Genomic DNA, 23135 nt, shown 5'->3' with positions numbered 1-23135 from the left:
ATTTGGCTCACGGGTTGGAATCCATGCGCTGCCGAACAAGCTGGCAGAACAACGCGAACGCGGCCACGACCGCTGCTGAACCACACAGTACGGTCGGCGTCGTATTTGCAGCTACCAAAAGCGATCCAGCAAGCGCGCCCAGTGCCGAACCTAGGTAGTTGGCCGAAGCATTCGCAGCTACGGCTGTTGCGCCATCAGTGGGATTCGCTTGAAGTAGCACTTGCTGCTGGGGCGCGAGGGAAGCCCAACCGCACAACCCCCAGACAAACAGACTGACTACCACTAACACCGGAATCTGGCCTTGGGTCATACCGAGCAACGCACAGGTGAGGCCCGCGAGAATCACAGCACTCAACCGCAGCGGGTCATATTTGTCCGCGAGCCGCCCAATCCCCAATGCTCCGGCCGCTCCGCCGAGCCCCCATACCCAAATCGCTACGTTCTGGTGCGACGCAAGGGCTCCGCCTGACAGCACGACAGTAAGGTAGGTGTAAAGCCCCAGAGAAGCGACGCCGGTCAACAGCGTCACAGTGACCGTGAGGAGATTCTTCGGGCGTGTAATCGAGCGCAGACGGCCGGCGGGACCAGACGCTGGGATAGCCGGCAGATCCCCTCCTCGCAATGCGATACCTGCGAGTGCTACACCTCCAATGACCACGATCAGCAGAATCGCGGCGCGCCAACCCCAATGCTGTGCTAGCACCAGACCGGTGGGCACGCCGAATACAGTGCCGACCGCTAAGCCAGCAAGGACTAGCGCGAGTGCTCGCCCTCGGTGTTCTTGCCCCACGAGTTCCGCGGCGACCGCAGATGATAGCGGCGAATACACACCAGCTGCTGCGCCCGCCACCACGCGAGACCCCAGGAAAACCCAGACAGTTGGCGACAACGCCGTGGCCAAGTTGGCTACCGTAAACACCAGCAAGGCGATGATCAGGCTGTGCCGCGACCGCTGCCCTGCCCTCCCCGCGAGCAACGGCCCCACGACGGCATACGAAGCCGTAAATGCCGCAACCCCCAGCCCAACCGTAGCTTCCGGCGTGCCGAGGGCAGCTGCTATGGCGGGCAGGAGTCCCGCTACGACATATGCGTCTAGGCCGAGCGCCACGCTCCCCAGCACGAAAGGCCATAGCCGACGCATCATCCCTGTTCCCCCTCGGTAGCCGTGTTGGCGATCACTGCTGCAAGCACACCGGGAAACAAACGATCTAGATCGTCCCGCCGCAATCGGATCAAGCACGCGCGCCCCTCCCCTCGGGTCCACGTCACACCCGCCTCCCTCAATATCCGCGTGTGGTACGTGAGCGTCGACCGGGGCAAATCGTCTGCCAACTCAAGACTGTCATGCTCCAACCCGTCGGCGAGCCGACGGATCATCTCTAGCCGAGTGGGATCACTCAAAGCACCAAGCACCCTGGTCAGAGTGATTTCTTCAACTACTGGATGGTGGTATTCGCGTGGTGTCATCGATTCTCCAAATAATGTGCAACTTTTCTTGCACGATGACCATACAAGAAAAGTTGCACAATCGCGATGGGCCACAGCCCCTCGACCTAGATTCCCCTTCAGCGCGGCTAGAACGGCAGCGCCGGGCGCGAACGCACCCGCGTCTGCCCGATGTCGGAGCGCTGCCCCGCCTCGTGGCCCTGGTCGAAGGCGTCCGCGTCGAAGGACCGCTTGGACGAGAAGCTGCCGAGAAAGAAGCCCATCTCTTCGGCGAATGTGTCGCGGGCTTCGGTGGCTTTTTGGAAATCACTGACCAGCACGAGCCCATACTCGCCGTCCGCTTCCTCCACGGTCTTTTCCGCCTCGGCGAGGCGCGCGCCGATGCTGGCGGCGAAGCCGGACATGAAGCTGCGGCGGCGCACGACCGCCGATTCACCCCAGCTAGTCGCGCGCACCTTCTGAGCATCCGCAAGCATCACGGGCAGCAGCAGCGCGTACAGCATGTCCACCCGCTCCAGGTGGCGCGCGCAGCCGAAGATGACGGCGTCTTTCATGCGCGTGGAGTTGTACACGCGCTGCGAAAAGCCCGTGCAGTGCAGCGCGAACGCGATGGTCAGCAGCAGGTTCGCTTGCATCTCCGTGTAGGCGCCGGCGAATTCGTAAACGCGCTGACCCACCTCGTCGCCGTCATCGGTGTCGAGGTCGCGTTGTTCATAGCCGTACTCGGCCATGAGCTCGAAGGCTCTGGCATAGAACGCGTCGCCTTCCGGTGTGCCCTCACGGTCGCGGGCCTGGTTGAGCAGTTTTTGCAGCCGTTGTTTGATCTTGTCTTCGGTACGCATCGGACGCACCCACCCCTTTCTGTGTTCGGATGTGTGGGTGCAGTTGTAGCGGGGCGTCAAGGCCTGTGTTTTTACGCTTGTGGAATTCGCGTCCGATCCCCTGTGGATAACCGGAGTTTTCGCAGGTACATTGGCCGCATGGTCGAACCCCGGACACAGATGCGCGGTGAGGCGATGCGCTCGCTGCTGCCCATGGTCAAGCACTCGAAGCACACCGTCCCAGCCGAACTTGGTCACTTAATCGCCCTGCGCGCCTCCGTGCTCAACGACTGCAAAGCCTGCATTGCCACCCACCGCCGCGACGCGCGCGCCGACGGCATGGACCAGCAGCGCATTCTCGCCGCGGAGGACTGGACCAACCACGAAGCGGAGTTCACCGACGACGAGCGCGCCGTCCTTGCGCTCACCGACGCGGTCACGCACATCGACGGCTACGCCTCCGTGCCCGACGAGCTCTGGAACGCCGCAGTGGAGCACTTCGGCGAAGATGGCACGCACAACCTGTTGGTCTCCATCTGCGCGATCAACACCTTCAACCGCGTGAGCATCGCCACCCGCACCGATCCGCAGCAGGTGAAGGGAACCACCGAGTTCGACCTGGATTGGTAAGCGCTAGCTCCAGTCGATGACGATCTTGCCCTTCGCCCGGCGCGACTCGAGATGCTCTAACGCGGCCCGGTACTCATCCAACGGGTAGACGGTATCCACCGTGAGACGGAGTTTGCCGTCGTCGACGAGGCGCACAAGGTCGGCCAACCCGGCACCGTCCGGGTGCATGAGGAAAAACTCGTAGTGCACGCCGGCCCGCTTCGCTGCGCGGCGGATGCTGACGCTGCCGAGCCGCGAGACGATCTTGGCCAGCAGCCGTCGCTTCGGCGCCGCTGCCGATTCGAGGCTGCCCGGCGTCGGCGCACCGGACACGCTGACCACGCAGCCGCCGGCCTCCACCGATTGGAACAGCTCAGCTACCTGGTCGCCACCGACAAGGTCGAGCACCTTGTCAAAGCGCTCCCCGCCCTCGGCGACGGAGCGCTGTGTGTAGTTGATCACCGCGTCGGCGCCCGCTTCGCGCACGAGCGATTCCCCCTTTTCCGAGGCGGTAACCGTGACGTGCGCACCCGCGAGCTTGGCCAACTGCACCGCAATCAATCCCACCCCGCCGGAAGCGCCGGTGATGAGCAGCCGGTCCCCCTGCCCCACCGCCAGGTGGTCCGCGCCCAGGGCTTGCTGCGCGGTCAACCCGGCGAGCGGGAGCCCGGCGGCGTGCACTAGCGACAGCTCCCGCGAGGCCTTGGCCACCCAGTCCGCGCGGACCGCAACATAGTCCGCGAACGCGCCAAGGCCGCTGACCCCAACGCGAGCCACCACCTCATCGCCCACGGCAAAGGACGCGACGGCGGAACCGACCTTCTCTACAGTGCCGCTCAATTCATTGCCGGCGACCTTGGGGAAGGTGTACGGGTCGAGCGCTTTAAAGCTGCCGTTGCGCTGCATCACGTCAACGGGGTTGAGCCCTACTGCGCTGGTGCGGATCAACAGCTCGTCCGGTGCGGGCTCCGCGCGGTCGACTTGCGTGCGCTCCACAACCTCAGGGCCGCCGTATTGCCTGTACACAATCGCTTGCATGGCGCACAGCATACGCCCGCCACAACCGTCAACCCCGGCAACTAGCATCGGGGCAATGAGCAGGACCAAACGCAGCTTCGCAGTCACCAAAATCTCCGCCGACGGCACCCGCGACACCCGCGCGGGCCAGGTCGCGGTTGAAGAGCCGCTGGAGATCCGGGCCGGTGGCGTGAGCGTCGCTACGCTTATGCGCGCCCCAGGCCACGACATCGAGCTCGCGCACGGCCTGCTGCTGGCGCGCGGGATGATCACTCGCGTCGAGGACGTGGTCACCGCCCGCTACTGCGAGGGCGCGATCGGCGGCGAGAACACGTACAACCTGCTGGATATCCAGCTCGCGCGCCCCGCTTCCCCGCAGTTCATCGACCCGATCCCAGGCGACGCCTGCGGCATTTCCGCCGAGCAGCGGGTGCGCGAGCTCGCCGCCAACCTCGACGTGCGAGATACGTTCATGGAGCTCGAGCCTTCCGAGATCTTCGCACTTCCTGCGGTGTTGTCGCAGCACCGCACGCGCGACCTGCCCACCGCCGTCGCGGGTGGCACGGGTCGCCAGGACCTCGATGCCTTGAACGCCGTGCACAAGATTGCGGGGCACATGCTTCTCGACGCCTCCGCGTCCCCCGCCCTCACCCTTGCAACCGATGCGCGGGTGGGCTTCGAGATCGTGCGCGCCGCCGCGGCGGCCGGGTTCGGCGCGGTGGCCACTACTGCCGGCGTGACGTCGATGGCAGTAGAGCTTGCCCGGGCCACCAACACGGTGCTCGTCGGCGAGGTGAACGAGGAGCGCTTCAGCGTCTACGCCGGGGCTTAAGGGGGCCTAACCGGCGAACATCTGCGAGGCCTTCACCGCGGTCTCCCACAGCCCATAGACGAGCAGCGCCGCGATAACCACCGCGAGCACCACAGCCGCCAGCGCGTGCAGCGATCCAGCGCCGCTGCCGGTAGACGTCGTAGCGGATGCTCTCGCCGACGCCCGATCAGCCTCCACCTTGGCCTGCACCGTCTCCGGGTCCTCGAACCACTTCTTGTGAACCGGCTTGACCAAGATGTTCGCAATCAAGCCGACCGCGAGCAGCACGCACATGATGTAGAGCGAGAGCTGGTACAGCTCCGGGCCGGAGTTGCCGCGGCTGGCCTGGCGCTCCACCACCATGTTGATGATCAGCGGGCCCGCCACGCCCGCCGCGGACCAGGCGGTGAGCAACCGGCCGTGGATCGCGCCGACCTGGTACACGCCGAAGAGGTCACGCAGGTAGGCCGGGATGGTGGAAAACCCGCCGCCATAGAAGGTGAGCAGGATCAAGGTGCTCACCACGAACAGCGCCAGGCTGGTGTGGCCGGCGGATGCGACCACGAAGTAGAAGATCAGGCCAACCCCCAGGTAGACCATGTAGATGTTCTTGCGGCCAATGACGTCGGAGGCGGAGGACCAGATGAAGCGCCCGCCCATGTTGGCCAGCGACAAAAGCCCGACAAACCCGGCGGCAGCCGCGGCGGTCAGCGCCGGGTAGTAGTCCTGCACCATCGGCGCGGCGTTTTCCAAGATGCCGATGCCGGCGGTGATGTTGCAGAACAGGATCACCCAGAGGCACCAGAACTGGGGCGTGCGGATCGCGTTATTCGCGCTGACATTGGCACCAACGATGGCGACCTTCGCAGGCTTCACCTTCAACTTCGGCGCGCCAGACGGGGTCCAATCCGGGTGCGGCAGCCGGATGCAGTACGCGCCCAGAGCGATGACCAGCAGGTACACCACCGCAAGCGTGATAAACGTCGGTTCGAGCCCCGCGGCGCGGTCCGCGAGCTCAGCGCCTCCGCCGAACGCCTCCATCAGCCGGTTAGACGCCGGCGACGCGATAAGCGCGCCGCCGCCGAAGCCCATGATCGCTAGCCCGGTGGCCAGGCCTGGCCGGTCCGGGAACCACTTCATCAGCGTGGACACGGGCGAGATGTATCCGATGCCCAGACCAATGCCGCCGATGAACCCGTATCCGACGTATACCAGCCACAGGTTGCCGGTGTGAATGCCCAGCGTGGCAACCAGGAACCCGGCCACCCACAGCAGGCCGGCGACAGACATGGACGCGCGCGGCCCGACCTTTTCCACCCACGAGCCGAACAGCGCAGACGAGGTGCCCAACATGCCGATCGCCAGCGAGAAGATCCAGCCCACGGCAACTTCCCCCACCCCGAAGTGCTCCATCATCGGCTTTTTAAACACGGAGAACCCGTAAACCTGACCGATGGAGAGGTGGATGGCCAGCGCCGCCGGGACGATGAGCCAGCGGTTGAATTCCTTAGGCGCGATGATCGCGCCCCGGGAGAAGATTGACATGGACGCTTCCTGCCGTCTCGTCTGCATAATTTACGAACGGAATCATATCTCGCAGTCGCGTGGAACAAAAAGCTTCCATTCACCACAGACTGCCCACTGAAGCTCGCCGAGGTTCCCCCGCCCGAGCCCACCCACAGAACTCGTTAGTTGCAGCTCGTTACTACCGCAAAATCGCCGACAAGAGCCACAACCCAGATCTTGAGGTTTAGCTTGCGCCGCGCATCCGCACCCCAAAGCAAGTTTTCGAACGGAGGACTTCGAAAATGGCCAGATTCAAGGCCATTTTCGTAATCTAGCGTTCGAATTCTGCCCGGGATGGCACGGCCAGAAGCATCACCGCCCACACACAGCGAAAATCCCACCAAGACGCGAGAATGCCCCCGGTTCAAGGAGAACCGGAGGCATCGTCGCAAAGCTGCAAAGCAAAACGCTTACGCGCGCTTCATCTTGCCGTCCTTGTCAGCGAACGGGAAGCCGAGGTGCGTCAGCAGGGCGCGACCCTCGTCGTCGTTCGTGGCAGTGGTGACGAGCGTGATGTCCATGCCGCGGACGCGATCGATCTTGTCAATGTCGATCTCGTAGAACATGGTCTGCTCGGACAGGCCGAAGGTGTAGTTGCCGTTGCCGTCGAACTGCTTGTCGTTCAGGCCGCGGAAGTCGCGGATACGCGGCAGGGCCACGGTCAGCAGACGGTCCAGGAACTCCCACATGCGGTCGCCGCGGAGGGTGACCTTCGCGCCGATCGGCATGCCTTCGCGGAGCTTGAAGTTAGCGATGGACTTCTTCGCGCGACGCAGCTGCGGCTTCTGGCCGGTGATCGCGGTGAGGTCCTCGAGTGCGCCGTTGATGACCTTGGAGTCGCGGGCAGCGTCGCCCACACCCATGTTCACAACGATCTTGGTCAGGGCCGGGATCTGCATGACGTTGTCGTAGGAGAACTCGTCGTTGAGCTTGGTGCGGATCTCGTCCTGGTAACGCGTCTTCAGGCGGGGGGTGTAGTTCTGAATGCTCTCAGTCATTAGATGTCCTTCCCGTTCGACTTGGCCACGCGGATCTTCTTGCCGTCCTCGTCGAAGCGGAAGCCGACGCGGGTCGGCTTGCCGTCGGAATCCAGGATCATCACGTTGGACACGTGGATCGGGGCTTCCTGGGTGACAATGCCGCCGGACTCGGCGCCGCGCTCCGTGTAGGAGTTGGCGACGTGCTTCTTGATGCGGTTCACGCCCTCGACCAGGACCTTGTCACGCTGCGGGTACGCCTCGATGACGCGACCCTGAGCGCCCTTGTCCTTGCCGGCGATGACCTGGACCATATCGCCCTTCTTGATCTTCATAAGTTAGATCACCTCCGGTGCGAGAGACACGATCTTCATGAAGCGCTTGTCGCGCAGCTCACGAGCAACCGGGCCGAAGATGCGGGTACCGCGCGGCTCGGTGTCGTTCTTGATGATGACGGCAGCGTTCTCGTCGAAGGAGATGTAGGAGCCGTCCGGACGACGGGTTTCCTTCTTGGCGCGCACGATGACGGCCTTGACAACCTCGCCTTCCTTGACGTTGCCGCCCGGGGCTGCTTCCTTCACGGTGGCGACAATCGTGTCGCCGATGCCGGCGAAGCGTCGAACAGAACCGCCGAGAACGTTGATGCACAGAATTTCGCGTGCACCAGTGTTGTCGGCGACCTTCAGACGCGATTCTTTCTGAATCACAGTTGGTCTCCTGACCTGGATCAATGTGCGCCAGATTTCCGTCCTGCACGCACGTGGTCAATGCTTTCGGTGCCCATTGCTTATCGACGAACCTCGTACGCTCGTTCCTCGCGCACGAGGAGAGCGCACCGTGGTCGAAGGGTCTCGGATGTTCAGCTCGGAAACGCGCGTCGCATCCGACCAGCAGTAGACAACTGGGGTATTCAACCACGAGCTGGGCAGATTCCCCAAATCCGGCCCCGCCACAACGCGCGTGCACCGTCAGCCCCTACTCGAACGGCCGCCTGAAAAAGTGACTTGTGTCTGTGAATCTGGACACATCGGGCGGTAAATGTATTAACACCGCAGGTCATCGCGATTTTGCTATTCATCGCTAGTTTTCCCTAAAAGTATTACCTCTTGTACGTTAAAACCCGTGAGTTTTTACGAAGCCGCCCCTACGGCGATCAAGAACAAGGTTGACCTCTTTACCCAAGAACCCGCCAGGTTTGCTACCCGTGCAGTCTTGGCGGGCGTGTACCTGGGCATCATGACGGCGTTCGCCGCCTCCACCGCCCAACTGCTGGACGTTTACGCCCCAGGCTGGGGCAAGTACGCGTTCGGCGCCATCTTCGCTTCCACGCTGTACATCATCATCGTGCTGCAAGGCGAACTCGCCACAGGCGACATGATGTTCATGACCTATGGCGCAATCCACAAGAAGAACAGCGTTCCCAAGGGCCTGCTGCTGGTCCTGTTTGTCACCATCTTCAACCTCATCGGCTCTGTGGCCATCGCGTGGTTGATTTCGCGAACCACCATGGGCCAGTTGGTTGAGGTGGACGGATTCCTCCACGACCTGCTTGTGGCCAAGCTGCAGAAATCCAGTAAAACGCTGTTTGTCGAGGCCATCTTGGCCAACGTCGTTGTGAACATCGCCTTCATGCTTGCTACCCAGGCGGGCAAGGACTACAGCGCGAAGCTGTGGGGTGTCATCCTGATCATCCCGTCGTTCGCCACCATGAGCTACGAGCACTCCATCGCGAACTTCATTCTCACCAGCCTGGGCGGCTTTACGCTCGGCCCGGATGTGATCGAGGGCTTCACTAACTGGAACGTCATCCGCAACTGGGTCGTCGTGTGGCTGGGCAACTTCGTCGGCGGCGGCCTGATCATGGGCGGCCTGTACGGCTGGCTCAACCGCACGAAGACGGACTACAAGGACTAGTCTCTCACCGTCTGCCAGAATGGGACAGGTGAATACACCTGTTTCCCATTCGGCTCCAGATGTCCTTCAGGCCGTGCGCGGCGTGCGCGATGCGGTAGCGGACACCGCATTGCCTGTCGACGTCGCCTCCGAAGCCCGTGCCATAGTCAATCAACTCGACGACTATGTGCTGCCGCGCCTGGCCAACCTCGACGCTCCCCTGCTTGCCGTCATCGGCGGCTCCACCGGTTCCGGCAAGTCCACCCTCGTCAACGCGCTTCTGCGCGAGCGGGTGTCCAACCCGGGCGTGATCCGTCCGACTACCCGCCAGCCGGTGCTGGTGGCCAACCCTGCCGACTCGGACTGGTTCAACTCCCCGCAAGTCCTGCCTGGCCTCGCCCGCTCCCACGGCGCAGGAGACGAGCGCTCCACCACACTGCGTGTCGTGGACACGCCCCGCATCCCGGAGGGTCTAGCGCTTCTCGACGCCCCCGATTTCGACTCCATCGACGACCAGAACCGGGCACTGGCGTCCCAGCTCCTCGCCGCGGCGGACTTGTGGATTTTCGTTACCACCCCGGCGCGCTACGCGGATCAGCTGGTGTGGAGCTTCCTCAACGACGCCGCCGGCCGCGGCATCGAGGTCGTAGTCGTGCTCAACCGCCTCGACGAAAAGGCCGCGGAGACCGTGCCGGACGACCTGCGCCGCATGATGAACGACGCCGGCCTGTCCAAGGCCACCGTGTTTACCGTCCCGTTCGTGGCGGACCTGGGCGGCGAGCAATCCAGCGAGTTCCTGGGCGAGGAGCTCGTCGCTGACCTGCGCGACTACCTGACCACGCTCGCGGACGACACCGCCGCCCGGCGCGACGTGGCCGGCAAAACCGTCGCTGGCGCGGTGGAATCGGCACTTCACCGCGTGGACGCCTTGGTGGGCCGCCGGGAGCGACAGGAAAACTTTGCCAACCAGCTGGACGAGTCGATCCACGAGTTTTACACCGCCGCGAACCGCCACGTCATCGACGCCACCTCCGACGGCAAGCTGCTGCGCTCCGAGGTGATGGACCGCTGGCAGGACGTCATCGGCACCTCCGACGTATTCCGCGGCTTCGAGCGCTGGTTCTCCAGCGCCGTGGACAAGGTGGGCAGCTTCTTCACCGGCCAGCCCGCGCCCCTGCGCGAAGTGGAAACGGAAATCGAGTCCGGCCTCCACGCCGTGATCGTGGACGCCGCCGAAACCGCCGCCTCGCGCGCCTGGTCCCACGCCGGTTCAGTAGCCCCGGAGCTGCGGGCCGACGCGGACCCGGCACTGGCCCGCGCCAGCGCCGACATCTCCGAGCAGGCCGCGCAGCTGGTGCGCGACTGGCAGCAAGACATGGTCACCCGCATCCAGGACACCGCGGGCGACAAGCGCCAGCGCGCCCGCATCATGTCCTTCGGCCTCAACGTGGTCACCGTGGCGCTGATGCTGGCCGTGTTCGCCTCCACCGCGGGTATCACTGGCAGCGAGGTCGCCATTGCGGGCGGTTCCGCCGTCGTGGGCCAGAAGCTGTTGGAGACCATCTTCGGCGAGGACACCGTGCGCCGCATGGTCACCGAGGCCCGCGAGGACCTGAACCAGCGCCTGGGCGAGCTCTTCGCCGCGGAGCGAGACCGCTACCACGCCTTCACGGATCCCCTGCTCGAGGGCGCGACCGCCGAGCAGCTGCGCGGGGCGACTGCGGAGGCGAAGCGGGCTGTGGACGTGAGGCTCCTTGGGCTCGTCGATAAGCCCGCGGCTCCTGCAGTTCCTGCAACCCGAGACGACGTGGAGGAAAGCTTCGAGCGCGGCACGCTGCGCGGCTTGTTCGACCAGTTGCGCGGCAACTTTGGCAAGGGAGACGGCAATGTTTAGGAAGAAGGCTGGCCTGACCGAGCGGCTCGCGGCGCTGGAAGAAGCCGCGCAGATCGGCGCACCGTACCTCTCCCCCGCACACCGCGAGGGTCTCGAGCGCGTGGCGAAGGCGGGCGCGGAACGCCGCGCGCTGTCCGGCGACCACACCGTGGTGGGCTTCTTCGGTGCCACAGGCTCCGGCAAGACGTCCCTGTTCAACGCGGTTGTCGGCGAGGACCTGGGCAAGGCCGCCGCGCGGCGCCCCACCACCTCCTCGCCGCTGGCCGCGATCTGGGAACCGGACGGCTCCGAGGAACTTCTGGACTGGCTCGGTGTGGAAGACCGCCGCGCCCGCGAAGGTGAGTTCGCCCGCGGCGCCGGCCCGCTGATCCTGCTGGACCTGCCCGACTTCGACTCGGTGGAAGCGTCCAACCGCGCCATCGCGGAGCGGCTCGCCGGCCAGGTGGACGTGCTGGTGTGGGTCTCCGACCCGGAGAAGTACGCGGATTCCGTCATCCACGACCAGTTCATCCGCCCGCACGCCAACCACTCCGCCGTGACGCTGGCGGTGCTGAACAAGTCCGACCTGCTTTCCGCAGGCGATGTCGGCACCGTCGCGGACTCCTATGCGGGGCTGTTGCGTGACGACGGCCTTTCCAACGTCCAAGTCGTCCCCACCTCCACCCTGACCGGTGCCGGCATCGGGGATCTGCGCGCCGCGATCGCGAAAGTGGCCAAGGCCCACACGGCGCAGACTGCGCGCATCGAGGCGGACATCCGCTCCGTTGCCGAGGGGTACGCCGGGGTGAAGGGTGCCGGAGACGTGACAAAGCATGCGAAACGCGACATGGACGCCGTGCTCGCACAGGCCGCCGGCGCGGACCGCATCGCTGAGACCACCGCCGCGGCCTACCGCAAACGGCTGCGCGAGCGCACCGGGTGGCTTTTGACCTCCTGGATCACCCGCTTCAAGCCCGACCCACTACGCCGTCTGGGGTTGCGCGAAGCATCCGACGAGATCGGTGTGCACCGCAGCTCCATGCCGGAGCTCGACGCCGCCTCGAAGGCCGTAGCCAACCGGGGCGTGCGCGACTACGCGGGCGCCGTTTCCGACGGGCTGCCGCACGAGTGGTCCGCCGCCGTAGCCGACCGCGCCGAGGAGGTCTCCGCCGGCCTGCCCGCGGAGCTGGACCGCGCCGTGGCCCGCACCACGCTGCCCGCGGAGCCGTCCAAGGGCTGGTCGCTGCTCACCGTGATCCAGTGGCTGGCGCTGCTGGCCGCCCTGGTAGGCGTGTTGTGGTACCTCCTGGTCGCGTTCGTGCCGGGCGTGCTCACGCCGCTGCTCGGCGGCGACCTCGTCCCCGACGCGGAGGGCTGGCCGATCCCGACGCTTTTGATCATGGCGGGGCTGCTCACCGGCCTAGTCATTGGCCTGATCTCCGCGGTGTTCGGCGGGATGCTCGGCTCCGGGGTCAAGCGGCGCACCCACTCGGCGGTGCAGAAACAGGTCGCGGAAGTCTCCCAGACCGCCGTCGTCGAGCCGCTTCTGGCCATCCGGGAGGACTACTCCCGCTTCGTCGAACGCATCGCCGTGGCCGCCGGTTAGTTTCCCTGTACGGTCGGCGGGCATGGCACAAATTCCCAGAGTTCTGTCCATCGCCGGCACCGACCCCACCGGAGGCGCCGGCATCCAGGCCGACCTGAAGGCCATCGCCGCCGCCGGCGGGTACGGCATGAGCGTGGTCACCGCCCTGGTTGCGCAAAACACCCAGGGTGTGCGCGAGATCCACACACCCCCGCAGTCATTTTTGCGTGCGCAGCTCGACGCGGTGTTCGACGATGTCGAGGTCGACGCCGTGAAAATCGGCATGCTCGGCGACGTGGAGACCACCCGCACCGTCGCCGATTACCTCGCCGCCCACCCTGTGCCGGTCGTTGTGGTGGACCCGGTGATGGTGGCCACCTCCGGCGACAGGCTGCTTTCCGCCGACGCCGAGGCCGCGCTGCGCCAGCTAGTGGCCGACCACGCCACCGTGGTCACCCCGAACATCCCGGAGCTGGCGGTACTCACCGGCGAGCCCGAGCCGGATTCGTTCGACGCGGCGGTGGAGCTGGGGCAGCGCTACGCCCGCGAGGCAGACGTGCATGTCCTGGTCAAAGGCGGCCACCTCAGCGGCGAGCGTGCCTCCAACGCGCTCGTCGCCCCCGACGGCACCACCCACATCGCCGAGGTGCCCCGCGTAGCGACGAAAAACACCCACGGCACCGGCTGCTCCCTGTCCTCCGCGTTAGCAACACGCATGGCGCTCGGCAGCGCCACTGACGCCGTTACCTGGGCATCCGAGTGGCTCCACGAGGCGATCGCCCACGCCGACGAGCTCCACATCGGCCGCGGCCACGGGCCGGTGCACCACTTCCACCGCCTCTACCGGCTCGCGGGCGGGGTGTAACCGGCTTCCTGCGGCGCTGTGAAGCAATGTTTCGGCCGGTACGGCATGGTTCCGTAGTCTACGGGGCATGACCTCCTCCATCACCGTGTACGGCGAAGCCCTGGTCGACCTCGTCCCCGCCGGTGCCGGCCCGCTCGCGCCCCTCACGCCCGCGCTCGGCGGCGGCCCGTTCAACGTGGCCCGCGCGTTGGGGCGTCTCGGGTCTCCTGTGGCCTTCCAGTCGCGTCTCTCCGCCGACGCGTACGGCGCGGCGCTGCGCGATTCCCTCACCGCCGACGGGGTGGATCTCTCCCACTGCCTGACGGGCGAAGAACCGACCACCCTCTCCGTCGCGTCACTCGACGCACACGGCGCCGCCACCTACACCTTTTACGTGGACGGCACCGCCGACAGGCTGGCCGAACCGGTGCCGGTGAGCGGCGGCTACGCAGTGTTCGGCACCCTCTCGCTCGCGTTGGAACCCGCGTCGCTGCGCTACGCCGAAGCCGCCCGACAATCCGCGGACGCCGGGGCCGTGGTGTGCCTGGACCCGAACATCCGCCCTGCCTTCGCATCCGAGAAGCACCGGCTTTTTCTGCGCGGCATGCTTGAGGCAGTTACGGTGCTGAAACTCTCCGACGAGGAAGTGGAGTTTTTGGGCGACACCTCGCACGTGCCCGTTGTTGTGACCACGCTGGGAGGAGGCGGAATCCGCGTCCGCGCACCCTTCGGCACCGCGGAAGTACAGGCCCCGCAGGTTGAGGTCGCGGACACCATCGGCGCCGGCGACACAGTCATGGCCGCGCTCGTGCACCAATTCGACGCCCGCGGCCTCGACCGTTGCGCGTTGTTGGACCTTGGCGCGGAAGAGTGGCGCGAGATCCTCGACTTCGCCGCCCGCGCCGCCGCCGTCACTGTCGCCCGCACCGGGGCCGACACGCCGTACCTGCACGAACTGGGGTAGGTGCTTACCCGCCGCGTTGATCGTCTAGCAGCACGCCGCCGCTGCTAGACGATCACACTCCTAACGGCAAACATTTCCAGCATCACCTGGGCAAACGTCTCGCCCAACGCTTGATCGTCTAGCACGCTCCGGCCCACTGCTAGACGATCCGCACAACCGGCACGAAAAAGGCGCCGACCCCGGGCGGCACCGCCCGGGGTCGGCGCCCGAAAAGCCGAAAAACTCCCTACTCCACCGTGACCGACTTGGCCAGGTTGCGCGGCTGGTCCACGTTCAGGCCGCGGGCCTCTGCCACGGAGCAGGCGAAGATCTGCAGCGGGATGGTGGACAACAGCGGCTGCATCAGGCCGGCGGACTCCGGGATGCGGATGATGTGGTCGGCGTAGGCCTCCACGTCCGTGTCGCCGTCTTCCGCGATCACGATGGTCACCGCACCACGGGCACGGACCTCCTGGATGTTGGAGACGACCTTGGCGTGCAGGTTATTGCGGGAGCGCTTGGACGGCACGATGATGAACACCGGCTGGCCTTCCTCCACGAGCGCGATCGGGCCGTGCTTGAGCTCGCCGGCTGCGAAGCCCTCTGAGTGCAGGTAAGCCACTTCCTTCAACTTCAAAGCTCCTTCGAGAGCGACCGGGAAGCCGACGTGGCGGCCCAAAAACAGCACAGACTTCGCATCGGACATGTCCTGGCCCAGCTGCTTGACCTGCCCCTCGTTGTCAAGCACCTTCTGGATCTTGTCCGGCATCTCCTGCAGCTCGTCAACGATCTGGCGAATCTCGTCGGCGTACTTGTTGCCGCGCACCTGCGCCAGGTACAGGGCGAGCAGGTAGGCGGCGACGATCTGGGAGATAAACGCCTTCGTCGACGCCACGGCGATCTCCGGGCCGGCGTAGGTGTACAGCGACGCGTCTGCCTCGCGCGGGATGGAGGAACCGACGGTGTTGCAAATCGCGATCACCTTCGCGCCCTGCTCGCGGGCGTGGCGCACGGCCATGAGCGTGTCCATGGTTTCGCCGGACTGGGACACGGCCACCACTAGGGTGCGTTCGTTGACAATCGGGTCGCGGTAGCGGAACTCGTGGGCGAGCTCTACCTCCGTCGGAATGCGGCACCAGTGCTCGATGGCGTAGCGCGCCACCTGGCCCGCGTAGGAAGCGGTGCCACAGGCGACGATGATGATTTTGTTGATCGAGCGCAGCACGGATTCGTCGATACGCAGTTCGTCGAGGATGAGTTTGCCGTGTTCGTCGAAACGCCCGTAGAGCGTGTCGCGGACGGCGGAAGGCTGGTCGTGGATTTCCTTCTCCATGAAGGAGTTGAAGCCGCCCTTCTCCGCAGCGGTGACGTCCCACTCAACGGTGAACGGCTTGGCCTCGGCGGGGTTGCCGTCGAAGTCGCAGACCTCGTAGCTGTCGGCGGTGAGGGTGACAATCTGGCCGTTATCCATCTCCACCGCGTCGCGGGTGAATTCGATGAAGCCGGCGACGTCGGAGCTGAGGAAGTTCTCGCCCTCACCCACGCCGATGACCAGCGGGGAGTTCCAGCGTGCGGCGACGATGCGGTCCGGGTGCTCCGCGTGGATCGCCAGCAGGGTGAACGCACCTTCAAGACGCTGTGCGGTCAGCTGCATCGCGCGGGTGAGGTCGCCGTCGGCTTCCCTGTCGTAGATGTCCAGCAGCAGGGTGCCGGCAACCTCAGTGTCGGTCTCGGAGATGAAGCGGTAGCCCTTATCGACGAGCTCCGCCTTCAACGCCGAAAAGTTCTCGATAATGCCGTTGTGGACCACAGCCATGCGGCCGTCGCCGACCACGTGCGGGTGGGCGTTGGCGTCGGTCGGGCCGCCGTGGGTTGCCCAGCGGGTGTGCCCGATGCCCAGCTTCGAAGAGGCGATGGGGTTATCGGCAATTTCGGCTTCGAGGTCCGCGACCTTGCCGGCCTTTTTACGGCACTCGATGACGCCGTTGTTGGCCACGGCAACACCTGCGGAATCGTATCCGCGGTATTCGAGGCGGCGAAGTCCCTCGACAATGACATTTTTCGCGTCGCGCTCAGCGGTTCCGGCGCCGACGTATCCAACGATTCCACACATGGGAAAAATCGTACTCCTGTATAGGGGTCTGTAAAAAGTGAAAACCCGCCCCGGACCACATTCGTGGTCAGCGGCGGGGTTAATCGGATTGCACCTTATGCCTTTTCCATGCCGATCTTCTGGCCGTCGGTGCGGAACACCTGTGCAACAGCCGGGCGCGGAACGTAGTCGACACCGTCCGGCCAGTGGGAAATCCAGGTAAACACTTGTCGAACTTGCGTGATGGGACCCACCAAAAACGAAAATACCCGCCCAACACAGGTTGGACGGGTACGTCGTCGAGAAGCTAAGTGCTCTTAGCGAGCCTTCTCGATGATGTCGACGAGACGGAAGTGCTTGTCCTTGGACAGCGGACGCGTCTCCTCGATGACAACGAGGTCGCCGACGCCGGCGGTGTTGTCCTCGTCGTGTGCCTTCACGCGAGTGGTGGTACGCACGATCTTGCCGTACAAGGCGTGGGACTTACGGTCCTCGACCTCAACGACGATCGTCTTGTCCATCTTGTCGGACACGACGTAGCCACGACGACGCTTCTGCACTGCCTTGACCTTGGTGTTCTCAGTCACGTTTGCCTCACTCATGGTTATGCCTCAGCTCCCGTGGACTCTGGGACGACGGACAGGCCGAGCTCGCGCTCGCGCAGCACCGTGTAGATGCGAGCGATGTCGCGCTTCACGGTGGAGATGCGGCGGTTGTTGGTGAGCTGGCCGGTAGCAAGCTGGAAGCGCAGGTTGAACAGCTCTTCCTTCGCCTCGGTCAGGCGGGTGCGCAGCTCGTCATCGCTCAGCTCACGGAATTCAGATGCGGGGGTACCGGTTGCCATTAGAACTGGTCCTCCTTCTTGATCACGCGGACCTTGCACGGAAGCTTCGCGCCAGCGCGGCGCAGAGCCTCAATTGCAGTCTCCTCGTTCGGGTAGGACATTTCGAAGAGGATGCGGCCAGGCTTAACGTTGGCCACCCACTTCTCTACCGGGCCCTTACCGGAACCCATACGCACGCCGAGCGGCTTCTGGGTCAACGGACGGTCCGGGAAGATGTTGATCCACACCTTGCCACCACGCTTGACGTGGCGGTTGATGGCGATACGTGCGGACTCGATCTGGCGGTTGGTGATGTACGCCGGCTCGAGTGCCTGCAGGCCGTAGTCGCCGAAGGTGATGGTGTTGCCGCCCTTGGACACACCCGAGCGGTTCGGGCGGTGCTGACGGCGGTACTTCACGCGCTTAGGGATGAGCATGAATTAGCCCTCCTTCTTCTGCTCTGCACGCTGGCGACGCTGGCCACCGCGACGCGGGCGACGGTCGCCTCGGCCACCGCGCTCGTTCTTCGGGGCGTTCAGCTCGGACTCGCGGACACCGCCCACGACGTCGCCCTTGTAGATCCACACCTTGACGCCGATGACGCCGAAGGTGGTGTGTGCTTCTGCCGTGCCGTAGTCGATCTCCGCACGCAGGGTGTGCAGCGGAACGCGACCCTCGTGGTAACGCTCGACACGGGACATTTCCGCGCCGCCGAGGCGGCCGGACGTCATAACCTTGATGCCCTTGACCTGCGGGTTGCGCATCGCGGACTGGATGGCCTTACGCATGGCGCGACGGAACGCGACACGGTTGACCAGCTGCTCGGCGATGGACTGCGCAACCAGGGTTGCGTCGGCATCGATGTTCTTGACCTCGATGATGTTCAGCGCGACCATCTTGCCGGTGAGCTTCTCCAGCTCGCGGCGGATGCGGTCGGCCTCGGCGCCGCGGCGGCCGATGACGATGCCCGGACGAGCGGTGTGGATGTCCACACGCACGCGGTCGCGGGTGCGCTCGATGACGATGTCGGAGATGCCGGCGCGCTCGAGGTTCTTCTCAAGCCACTCGCGGACCTTGATGTCCTCCGCAACGTAGTCGGCGTAGTTCTTGTCGGCGTACCAGTGGGACTTCCAGTCGGAAGTGATACCCAGGCGCAGGCCGTGCGGGTGAATCTTCTGGCCCATTACTTGGCCCCTTCCTTGGACTCGACAACAACGGTGATGTGGGAGGTGCGCTTCCGGATCTGGAAGGCGCGGCCCTGAGCGCGCGGCTGGTAGCGGCGCATCGTCGGACCCTCGTTTGCGTAGCACTCGGAGATGACGAGCGTGCGCGGGTCCAGGCCGAAGTTGTTCTCAGCGTTGGCTGCTGCGGAGGCGACAACCTTCGCAACGTCCTTGGCAGCACCCTGCGGCGCGTACTTCAGGATCGCGAGGGCCTCGGCAACGTCCTTACCGCGGACGAGAGCCAGCACGCGGCGGGCCTTCATCGGCGAGACGCGGACAAACTTGGCCGTCGCGGATGCAGTGGTGATGGTGTCAGCCATTGCTTATCGACGTCCCTTCTGTTCCTTGACGTGACCCTTGAAGGTCTTGGTCGGTGCAAACTCGCCGAGCTTGTGGCCGACCATGGACTCGTCGACGAACACCGGCACGTGCTTACGGCCGTCGTGGACGGCGAAGGTGTGACCGATGAAATCGGGGAGAATGGTCGAACGGCGCGACCAGGTCTTGATGACCTGCTTGGTACCAGCATCGTTCTGAGCGTCCACCTTGTTGAGGAGGTGCTCATCGACGAACGGGCCTTTCTTCAGGCTACGTGGCATGTCTGTTTACCTCCTCTTAGCGCTTCTTCGAGCGGCGACGCCGCACGATCATGTTGTTGGAATAACGGTTCGGGTTGCGGGTGCGGCCTTCCTTCTGGCCCCACGGCGACACCGGGTGGCGGCCACCCGAGGTCTTGCCCTCGCCACCACCGTGCGGGTGGTCGACCGGGTTCATAACCACACCACGCACGGTCGGGCGCCAGCCCTTCCAGCGCATACGGCCGGCCTTGCCCCAGCGGATGTTGATCTGGTCGGCGTTGCCAACCTCGCCGATGGTGGCGCGGCAGCGGATGTCCACGCGGCGGATTTCGGAAGACGGCATACGCAGGACTGCGTAGTTGCCTTCCTTACCCAGCAGCTGAATGGAAGCGCCTGCAGAGCGGGCGAGCTTCGCACCAGCACCCGGCTTGAGCTCCACTGCGTGGATGGTCGTACCGGTCGGGATGTTGCGCAGCGGCAGGTTGTTGCCGACCTTGATGTCGGCGTTCGGACCAGCCTCGACGATCGTGCCCTGGGTCAGGCCCTTCGGCGCGATTATGTAGCGCTTTTCGCCGTCGAAGTAGTGCAGCAGCGCAATGTTTGCGGTGCGGTTCGGGTCGTACTCGATGTGAGCGACCTTTGCCAGCACGCCGTCCTTGTCGGAGCGGCGGAAATCGATCACGCGCCAGCGGCGCTTGTGGCCGCCGCCGCGGTGACGGGTTGTGATGTGGCCGTGGGAGTTACGGCCACCCTTCTTCGGGAGCGGGCGCAGCAGCGACTTTTCCGGGGTCGAGCGAGTGATCTCGTCGAACGCGGAGACGGAGCTGGCACGGCGACCCGGAGTTGTCGGCTTGTATTTACGAATAGCCATAATGGTTCCTTTTCTATCGTCCTCTTCGCTGTGCGATAGCCGTTAGGCCGTCGCACCTCCGAAGATGTCGATGGAGTCGCTGCCCTCGCGGAGCGTGACGTAGGCGCGCTTGGTGTCCTTGCGCTGGCCGTAGCCGGTGCGGGAACGCTTGCGCTTGCCCTCGCGGTTGACGGTGTTCACCGAAGCGACGTCGACGCCGAAGATCTGCTCCACGGCAATCTTGATCTGGGTCTTGTTGGCCGACGGAGCGACGAAGAACGTGTAGGTGTTCTGCTCCATCAGGCCGTAGCTCTTCTCAGAGAGCACGGGCGCGATGATGATGTCGCGCGGGTTCGCGATCTTAGCCATTTACTTCTCCTCCTCCGCAGCGGCGGTAGCGAGCTCCTTGCCGCGGTTGACGAAGGTGTGCAGCGCCTCGACCGAGAACACGACATCGTCAGCGTTGAGTACGTCGTATGCGTTCAGCTGAGTCGGCTCAATGACGTGGACGCCCGGCAGGTTCCTTGCGGAAAGACGGGAGTTCTGGTCATCACGGCCGATCACCAGCAGAACCGACTTGCGGTCCGTGAGGCGCTCGATGAAAGCGCGGGCGGACTTGGTCGACGGGGTCTGGCCCGGAACCAGGTCCTCCACGATGTGGATGCGCTCGTTCTGTGCGCGGTTGGTCAGGGCGCCCGCGAGGGCAGCCTTGATCATCTTCTTAGGGGTGCGCTGCGCGTAGGAACGCGGCTGCGGACCGTGCACGGTGCCACCGCCGGTGTAGTGCGGGGCACGGATGGAACCCTGGCGTGCGCGGCCGGTGCCCTTCTGGCGGAACGGCTTCTTGCCGCCACCGGAGACCATGCCGCGAGTCTTCGTCGCGTGGGTGCCCTGGCGTGCGGCAGCAAGCTGTGCGTTCACAACCTGGTGCATCAGCGCCACGGATGCCTCGCGGTCGAAGAACTCGGCCGGGAGATCGACAGAGCCCTTGGTGGCTCCGTCAGCGGTGTGGACGTCAAGCGTCAGGTTCGTCATGCGTGAGCACCGCCCTTCACTGCGGTCTTGACGGTAACAACGGAACCCTTAGCGCCCGGGATGGCGCCCTTGATCAGGATGAGGTTGTTGTCGCCGTCGATGCGTTGGATCTTCAGGTTCTGGGTGGTAACGCGGTTACCGCCCATACGGCCTGCCATGCGCGTGCCCTTGAACACGCGGCCCGGGGTTGCGCAGGCGCCGATGGAGCCCACGCGGCGGTGCGAAGCCTGGTTACCGTGTGCGGCACCCTGGCCGGCGAAGCCGTGGCGCTTCATAGCGCCGGCGTAGCCGTGACCCTTGGTGGTGCCGGCGACGTCCACGTAGGAGTCGCCCTCGAAGATGGTTGCGTTGAATTCCTGGCCGAGTTCGTAACCAGAGGTGTCATCCATGCGGATCTCGGTGACGAAACGGCGCGGGTTCACGCCGGCCTTCTTGAAGTGGCCGGCCTGCGGCTTCTTTGCCTTACGGGGATCGATGTCGCCGTAGGCGATCTGGATGGCGGAGTAGCCATCGGTCTCAGGGGTACGGATCTGGGTGACCACGCACGGCCCAGCTTCGACGACGGTAACCGGGATAACTCGGTTGTCTTCGTCGAAGATCTGGGTCATGCCGAGCTTCTTGCCCAGAATGCCCTTGATCTGGTTCTCAGACATGTTGTTAGTTCTCCACTACTTGCGTTGGGGATTGCTCTACTGGATGTTCACGTCGACGCTTGCCGGCAGGTCGATGCGCATGAGCGCGTCCACCGTCTTGGGCGTCGGGTCGAGAATGTCGATGAGGCGCTTGTGAGTGCGCATCTCGAAGTGCTCGCGAGAATCCTTGTACTTGTGGGGAGAACGAATAACGGCGTACACGTTCTTCTGGGTGGGCAACGGCACCGGGCCAACGACGCGGGCACCCGTGCGGGTGACCGTCTCGACGATCTTCTTCGCGGATGCGTCGATCGCCTCGTGGTCGTAAGCCTTGAGCCTGATGCGGATCTTCTGTCCCGCCACGCTTACCTCTTCCTCGCATCCCCACGTTCGTCCTTTTCTCTTCCGCTCGTTTCGAACGGAGTGAGAAACGGGCCGAAGCGGTGGGGTTTGTAGCTTCTAGTTTCTCTATAACGTTGTCCGGGCTGGGCCCATGGCTCAACGCCAGTGTCGTTTCTGACTGTCATGACACGTCCGGAAGGTGACCGAGCAAATTCATGCTGTTTCAGTGCTTCCGCCAAGGCGTGTCCGTCTATAAGCACATGCCTGGGTGTCAGACTCGGAAGGGCGCGTGACCCTTGCGTACTGCCGCTGTGAATTTACCATGGCCCTTCTCCGGTTCTTCCGGTTGGAAGGTGTCATGTTTGCCTGGCCACCGGCCGGTTTATTCCGACCCATGTCAAGGCAACCCGGGTATTAAAACACAAGGTTGCAGGAAGCACAAGCCCGCTTCTCGACGAACCTTCGGCCAGTCCCGGATTATTTCAACTTGGTATCACCTTGTTTGTGGCCCAGCTCTACCTGAAATATGTGTGTACCCTTTGTTTCTAGGCCGTGCGCTTCGTAATTCAGGACGCGCGGATTCACAGTATTTACAGAACGAAAGGACCGTCATGGCCGACAAGAACACCACCGAGACCTCTGCAAACACCCCGAACACTGCTGCAGCGAAGACCGGCGCAAACACCCCGGCTTCCTCCTCCACCGCCGTGGAGCCGGAGCAGGTTCGCCCGCGCAACGAAAACCTGGAGACCGAGCACGGCTCCACCGTCATCGACGACAACGTTGTGGGCAAGATCGCAGGCATTGCTGCCCGCGAGGTCTCCGGCGTGAACAACCTCGGCGGCGGCGCAGCCCGTATGTGGGGCGCTGTGCGCGAGTCCCTGACCTCCTCCACCAACGTCCAGCAGGGCGTCAACGTCGCTGTCGAGGACGGCCACGCTTCCGTCGCGGTTGCCATCATCGCTGAGTACGGCGTTGCTATCCACGAGCTCGCGAACGCGATCCGTGAGAACGTCACCGTCGCCATCACCCGCATGACCGGCCTGGTCGTCGACCGCGTCGACGTCACCGTGCACGACGTGCACCTGCCGGAGCAGGAGGGCGCTGAGCAGTACGAGGAGACCAACTCCAACGCCAACTACCAGGCCGTCAACCAGCCGATCAACCAGTAAGCC

At 64.4% G+C, this 23135-nt stretch carries 27 protein-coding genes and 1 pseudogene; 8 read left to right on the top strand and 20 right to left on the bottom strand.

The window, feature by feature from the left end; genetic code table 11:
- Positions 1-7 precede the first annotated feature (7 nt).
- The 3 genes from CAFEL_RS01810 to CAFEL_RS01800 all read right to left on the bottom strand — a co-directional run bounded on the left by CAFEL_RS01810 (position 8) and on the right by CAFEL_RS01800 (position 2288).
- Positions 8-1141, bottom strand: coding sequence for an MFS transporter (locus CAFEL_RS01810; protein WP_228496560.1), 1134 nt, complete (start codon positions 1139-1141; stop codon positions 8-10).
- Positions 1141-1467: an ArsR/SmtB family transcription factor gene (locus CAFEL_RS01805; protein WP_194561055.1), complete on the bottom strand. Its 327-nt coding sequence runs from the start codon at positions 1465-1467 to the stop codon at positions 1141-1143. The genes CAFEL_RS01810 and CAFEL_RS01805 overlap by 1 nt, the downstream gene beginning before the upstream one ends.
- A gap of 107 nt (positions 1468-1574) precedes the next feature.
- Positions 1575-2288 carry a DUF2786 domain-containing protein gene (locus tag CAFEL_RS01800; RefSeq protein WP_194561056.1) on the bottom strand — a complete coding sequence of 238 codons (714 nt, stop codon included), beginning with the start codon at positions 2286-2288 and terminating at the stop codon, positions 1575-1577.
- A 138-nt stretch (positions 2289-2426) separates the two neighbouring features.
- Here CAFEL_RS01800 and CAFEL_RS01795 point away from each other — a divergent pair, with 138 nt between their 5' ends.
- The gene (locus tag CAFEL_RS01795) at positions 2427-2897 is read left to right on the top strand and encodes a carboxymuconolactone decarboxylase family protein (RefSeq protein WP_194561057.1); all 471 of its coding nucleotides are present in this window, start codon (positions 2427-2429) and stop codon (positions 2895-2897) included.
- 3 nt (positions 2898-2900) lie between these two features.
- Here CAFEL_RS01795 and CAFEL_RS01790 read toward each other — a convergent pair whose 3' ends face one another.
- On the bottom strand, positions 2901-3914 hold the full coding sequence (locus CAFEL_RS01790) for an NADP-dependent oxidoreductase (protein ID WP_194561058.1): 1014 nt from the start codon (positions 3912-3914) through the stop codon (positions 2901-2903).
- Positions 3915-3969: 55 nt separating this feature from the next.
- Between CAFEL_RS01790 and CAFEL_RS01785 the strand changes: the two genes are divergently transcribed.
- Positions 3970-4725 (top strand): formate dehydrogenase accessory sulfurtransferase FdhD, encoded by a 756-nt coding sequence (locus CAFEL_RS01785; RefSeq protein WP_194561059.1) that lies wholly within the window; start codon positions 3970-3972, stop codon positions 4723-4725.
- Between the two features lie 6 nt (positions 4726-4731).
- Here CAFEL_RS01785 and CAFEL_RS01780 read toward each other — a convergent pair whose 3' ends face one another.
- The 4 genes from CAFEL_RS01780 to rplN all read right to left on the bottom strand — a co-directional run bounded on the left by CAFEL_RS01780 (position 4732) and on the right by rplN (position 7954).
- The gene (locus tag CAFEL_RS01780; RefSeq protein ID WP_194561060.1) at positions 4732-6249 is read right to left on the bottom strand and encodes an OFA family MFS transporter; all 1518 of its coding nucleotides are present in this window, start codon (positions 6247-6249) and stop codon (positions 4732-4734) included.
- Between the two features lie 431 nt (positions 6250-6680).
- Positions 6681-7268, bottom strand: coding sequence for a 50S ribosomal protein L5 (gene rplE / locus CAFEL_RS01775; RefSeq protein WP_034997268.1), 588 nt, complete (start codon positions 7266-7268; stop codon positions 6681-6683).
- Positions 7268-7582, bottom strand: a complete 315-nt coding sequence (rplX, locus tag CAFEL_RS01770) for a 50S ribosomal protein L24 (RefSeq protein WP_063937568.1) — start codon at positions 7580-7582, stop codon at positions 7268-7270. Before rplX ends, rplE begins: the two co-directional genes overlap by 1 nt.
- A 3-nt stretch (positions 7583-7585) precedes the next feature.
- Positions 7586-7954: a 50S ribosomal protein L14 gene (gene rplN, locus CAFEL_RS01765; RefSeq protein WP_070474984.1), complete on the bottom strand. Its 369-nt coding sequence runs from the start codon at positions 7952-7954 to the stop codon at positions 7586-7588.
- A 415-nt stretch (positions 7955-8369) separates the two neighbouring features.
- On the opposite strand from rplN, the gene CAFEL_RS01760 reads away from it, so the two are divergent.
- The 5 genes and pseudogenes from CAFEL_RS01760 to CAFEL_RS01740 all read left to right on the top strand — a co-directional run bounded on the left by CAFEL_RS01760 (position 8370) and on the right by CAFEL_RS01740 (position 14406).
- On the top strand, positions 8370-9161 hold the full coding sequence (locus CAFEL_RS01760; protein ID WP_194561061.1) for a formate/nitrite transporter family protein: 792 nt from the start codon (positions 8370-8372) through the stop codon (positions 9159-9161).
- 28 nt (positions 9162-9189) lie between these two features.
- Positions 9190-11034, top strand: a complete 1845-nt coding sequence (locus CAFEL_RS01755) for a GTPase (RefSeq protein WP_290172088.1) — start codon at positions 9190-9192, stop codon at positions 11032-11034.
- A complete protein-coding gene (locus CAFEL_RS01750; RefSeq protein ID WP_194561063.1) occupies positions 11027-12619 on the top strand; it encodes a GTPase in 1593 nt (530 codons plus the stop codon). Before CAFEL_RS01755 ends, CAFEL_RS01750 begins: the two co-directional genes overlap by 8 nt.
- 22 nt (positions 12620-12641) lie before the next feature.
- A pseudogene (gene thiD / locus CAFEL_RS01745) lies at positions 12642-13451 on the top strand (bifunctional hydroxymethylpyrimidine kinase/phosphomethylpyrimidine kinase); the annotation flags it as partial.
- 79 nt (positions 13452-13530) lie between these two features.
- A complete protein-coding gene (locus CAFEL_RS01740; protein WP_194561065.1) occupies positions 13531-14406 on the top strand; it encodes a carbohydrate kinase family protein in 876 nt (291 codons plus the stop codon).
- A gap of 226 nt (positions 14407-14632) precedes the next feature.
- Here the strand turns inward: CAFEL_RS01740 and glmS are convergent, their stop codons facing one another.
- The 12 genes from glmS to rpsJ form a co-directional block, all read right to left on the bottom strand.
- Positions 14633-16498 carry a glutamine--fructose-6-phosphate transaminase (isomerizing) gene (gene glmS, locus CAFEL_RS01735; protein ID WP_194561066.1) on the bottom strand — a complete coding sequence of 622 codons (1866 nt, stop codon included), beginning with the start codon at positions 16496-16498 and terminating at the stop codon, positions 14633-14635.
- Positions 16499-16794: 296 nt separating this feature from the next.
- Entirely contained in the window at positions 16795-17079 is a 285-nt protein-coding gene (gene rpsQ / locus CAFEL_RS01730; RefSeq protein WP_194561067.1) for a 30S ribosomal protein S17, read from the bottom strand.
- A 2-nt stretch (positions 17080-17081) separates the two neighbouring features.
- Entirely contained in the window at positions 17082-17321 is a 240-nt protein-coding gene (rpmC, locus tag CAFEL_RS01725; protein ID WP_070474999.1) for a 50S ribosomal protein L29, read from the bottom strand.
- Complete coding sequence (gene rplP / locus CAFEL_RS01720) at positions 17321-17737, bottom strand: 50S ribosomal protein L16 (RefSeq protein ID WP_034997241.1); 417 nt, start codon at positions 17735-17737, stop codon at positions 17321-17323. The genes rpmC and rplP overlap by 1 nt, the downstream gene beginning before the upstream one ends.
- 3 nt (positions 17738-17740) lie before the next feature.
- On the bottom strand, positions 17741-18484 hold the full coding sequence (rpsC, locus tag CAFEL_RS01715; RefSeq protein ID WP_034997239.1) for a 30S ribosomal protein S3: 744 nt from the start codon (positions 18482-18484) through the stop codon (positions 17741-17743).
- On the bottom strand, positions 18484-18843 hold the full coding sequence (rplV, locus tag CAFEL_RS01710) for a 50S ribosomal protein L22 (RefSeq protein ID WP_070475001.1): 360 nt from the start codon (positions 18841-18843) through the stop codon (positions 18484-18486). The genes rpsC and rplV overlap by 1 nt, the downstream gene beginning before the upstream one ends.
- A 3-nt stretch (positions 18844-18846) precedes the next feature.
- Positions 18847-19122, bottom strand: a complete 276-nt coding sequence (rpsS, locus tag CAFEL_RS01705) for a 30S ribosomal protein S19 (protein ID WP_070363102.1) — start codon at positions 19120-19122, stop codon at positions 18847-18849.
- Positions 19123-19138: 16 nt separating this feature from the next.
- Positions 19139-19972 (bottom strand): 50S ribosomal protein L2, encoded by an 834-nt coding sequence (gene rplB / locus CAFEL_RS01700; protein WP_034997234.1) that lies wholly within the window; start codon positions 19970-19972, stop codon positions 19139-19141.
- Positions 19973-20014: 42 nt separating this feature from the next.
- Positions 20015-20320 carry a 50S ribosomal protein L23 gene (rplW, locus tag CAFEL_RS01695; protein ID WP_034997232.1) on the bottom strand — a complete coding sequence of 102 codons (306 nt, stop codon included), beginning with the start codon at positions 20318-20320 and terminating at the stop codon, positions 20015-20017.
- Complete coding sequence (rplD, locus tag CAFEL_RS01690; RefSeq protein WP_070475004.1) at positions 20321-20986, bottom strand: 50S ribosomal protein L4; 666 nt, start codon at positions 20984-20986, stop codon at positions 20321-20323.
- Positions 20983-21639 (bottom strand): 50S ribosomal protein L3, encoded by a 657-nt coding sequence (rplC, locus tag CAFEL_RS01685; RefSeq protein WP_194561068.1) that lies wholly within the window; start codon positions 21637-21639, stop codon positions 20983-20985. The genes rplD and rplC overlap by 4 nt, the downstream gene beginning before the upstream one ends.
- Positions 21640-21675: 36 nt before the next feature.
- Positions 21676-21981, bottom strand: coding sequence for a 30S ribosomal protein S10 (rpsJ, locus tag CAFEL_RS01680; protein WP_034997227.1), 306 nt, complete (start codon positions 21979-21981; stop codon positions 21676-21678).
- A gap of 590 nt (positions 21982-22571) precedes the next feature.
- On the opposite strand from rpsJ, the gene CAFEL_RS01675 reads away from it, so the two are divergent.
- Positions 22572-23132: an Asp23/Gls24 family envelope stress response protein gene (locus CAFEL_RS01675; protein WP_194561069.1), complete on the top strand. Its 561-nt coding sequence runs from the start codon at positions 22572-22574 to the stop codon at positions 23130-23132.
- The last annotated feature ends 3 nt before the right edge of the window (positions 23133-23135 follow it).

The sequence above is a fragment of the Corynebacterium afermentans subsp. lipophilum genome, from assembly GCF_030408375.1.
Classification (GTDB): Bacteria; Actinomycetota; Actinomycetes; order Mycobacteriales; family Mycobacteriaceae; genus Corynebacterium; species Corynebacterium lipophilum.
Note: the sequence above shows the minus strand (reverse complement) of the source record. Positions and strands in the feature narration are given on the sequence as shown.

Bases quoted from the DNA above. Each gene is read 5' to 3' on its own strand.
- CAFEL_RS01780 (WP_194561060.1), bottom strand. From the start codon at position 6,249: ATGTCAATCTTCTCCCGGGGCGCGATCATCGCGCCTAAGGAATTCAAC.
- rplD (WP_070475004.1), bottom strand. From the start codon at position 20,986: ATGACGAACCTGACGCTTGACGTCCACACCGCTGACGGAGCCACCAAG.
- CAFEL_RS01790 (WP_194561058.1), bottom strand. From the start codon at position 3,914: ATGCAAGCGATTGTGTACAGGCAATACGGCGGCCCTGAGGTTGTGGAG.
- rplB (WP_034997234.1), bottom strand. From the start codon at position 19,972: ATGGCTATTCGTAAATACAAGCCGACAACTCCGGGTCGCCGTGCCAGC.
- rplW (WP_034997232.1), bottom strand. From the start codon at position 20,320: ATGGCTAAGATCGCGAACCCGCGCGACATCATCATCGCGCCCGTGCTC.
- CAFEL_RS01750 (WP_194561063.1), top strand. From the start codon at position 11,027: ATGTTTAGGAAGAAGGCTGGCCTGACCGAGCGGCTCGCGGCGCTGGAA.
- rpsQ (WP_194561067.1), bottom strand. From the start codon at position 17,079: ATGAGTGAGGCAAACGTGACTGAGAACACCAAGGTCAAGGCAGTGCAG.
- rpmC (WP_070474999.1), bottom strand. From the start codon at position 17,321: ATGGCAACCGGTACCCCCGCATCTGAATTCCGTGAGCTGAGCGATGAC.
- CAFEL_RS01810 (WP_228496560.1), bottom strand. From the start codon at position 1,141: ATGCGTCGGCTATGGCCTTTCGTGCTGGGGAGCGTGGCGCTCGGCCTA.
- rplV (WP_070475001.1), bottom strand. From the start codon at position 18,843: ATGGCTGACACCATCACCACTGCATCCGCGACGGCCAAGTTTGTCCGC.
- rplP (WP_034997241.1), bottom strand. From the start codon at position 17,737: ATGCTCATCCCTAAGCGCGTGAAGTACCGCCGTCAGCACCGCCCGAAC.
- CAFEL_RS01785 (WP_194561059.1), top strand. From the start codon at position 3,970: ATGAGCAGGACCAAACGCAGCTTCGCAGTCACCAAAATCTCCGCCGAC.
- CAFEL_RS01740 (WP_194561065.1), top strand. From the start codon at position 13,531: ATGACCTCCTCCATCACCGTGTACGGCGAAGCCCTGGTCGACCTCGTC.
- glmS (WP_194561066.1), bottom strand. From the start codon at position 16,498: ATGTGTGGAATCGTTGGATACGTCGGCGCCGGAACCGCTGAGCGCGAC.
- rplE (WP_034997268.1), bottom strand. From the start codon at position 7,268: ATGACTGAGAGCATTCAGAACTACACCCCCCGCCTGAAGACGCGTTAC.
- rplX (WP_063937568.1), bottom strand. From the start codon at position 7,582: ATGAAGATCAAGAAGGGCGATATGGTCCAGGTCATCGCCGGCAAGGAC.
- rpsS (WP_070363102.1), bottom strand. From the start codon at position 19,122: ATGCCACGTAGCCTGAAGAAAGGCCCGTTCGTCGATGAGCACCTCCTC.
- CAFEL_RS01805 (WP_194561055.1), bottom strand. From the start codon at position 1,467: ATGACACCACGCGAATACCACCATCCAGTAGTTGAAGAAATCACTCTG.
- CAFEL_RS01800 (WP_194561056.1), bottom strand. From the start codon at position 2,288: ATGCGTACCGAAGACAAGATCAAACAACGGCTGCAAAAACTGCTCAAC.
- rplC (WP_194561068.1), bottom strand. From the start codon at position 21,639: ATGTCTGAGAACCAGATCAAGGGCATTCTGGGCAAGAAGCTCGGCATG.
- rpsC (WP_034997239.1), bottom strand. From the start codon at position 18,484: ATGGGCCAGAAGATTCACCCGCACGGCCTGCGCCTGGGTATCACTTCC.
- CAFEL_RS01675 (WP_194561069.1), top strand. From the start codon at position 22,572: ATGGCCGACAAGAACACCACCGAGACCTCTGCAAACACCCCGAACACT.
- CAFEL_RS01795 (WP_194561057.1), top strand. From the start codon at position 2,427: ATGGTCGAACCCCGGACACAGATGCGCGGTGAGGCGATGCGCTCGCTG.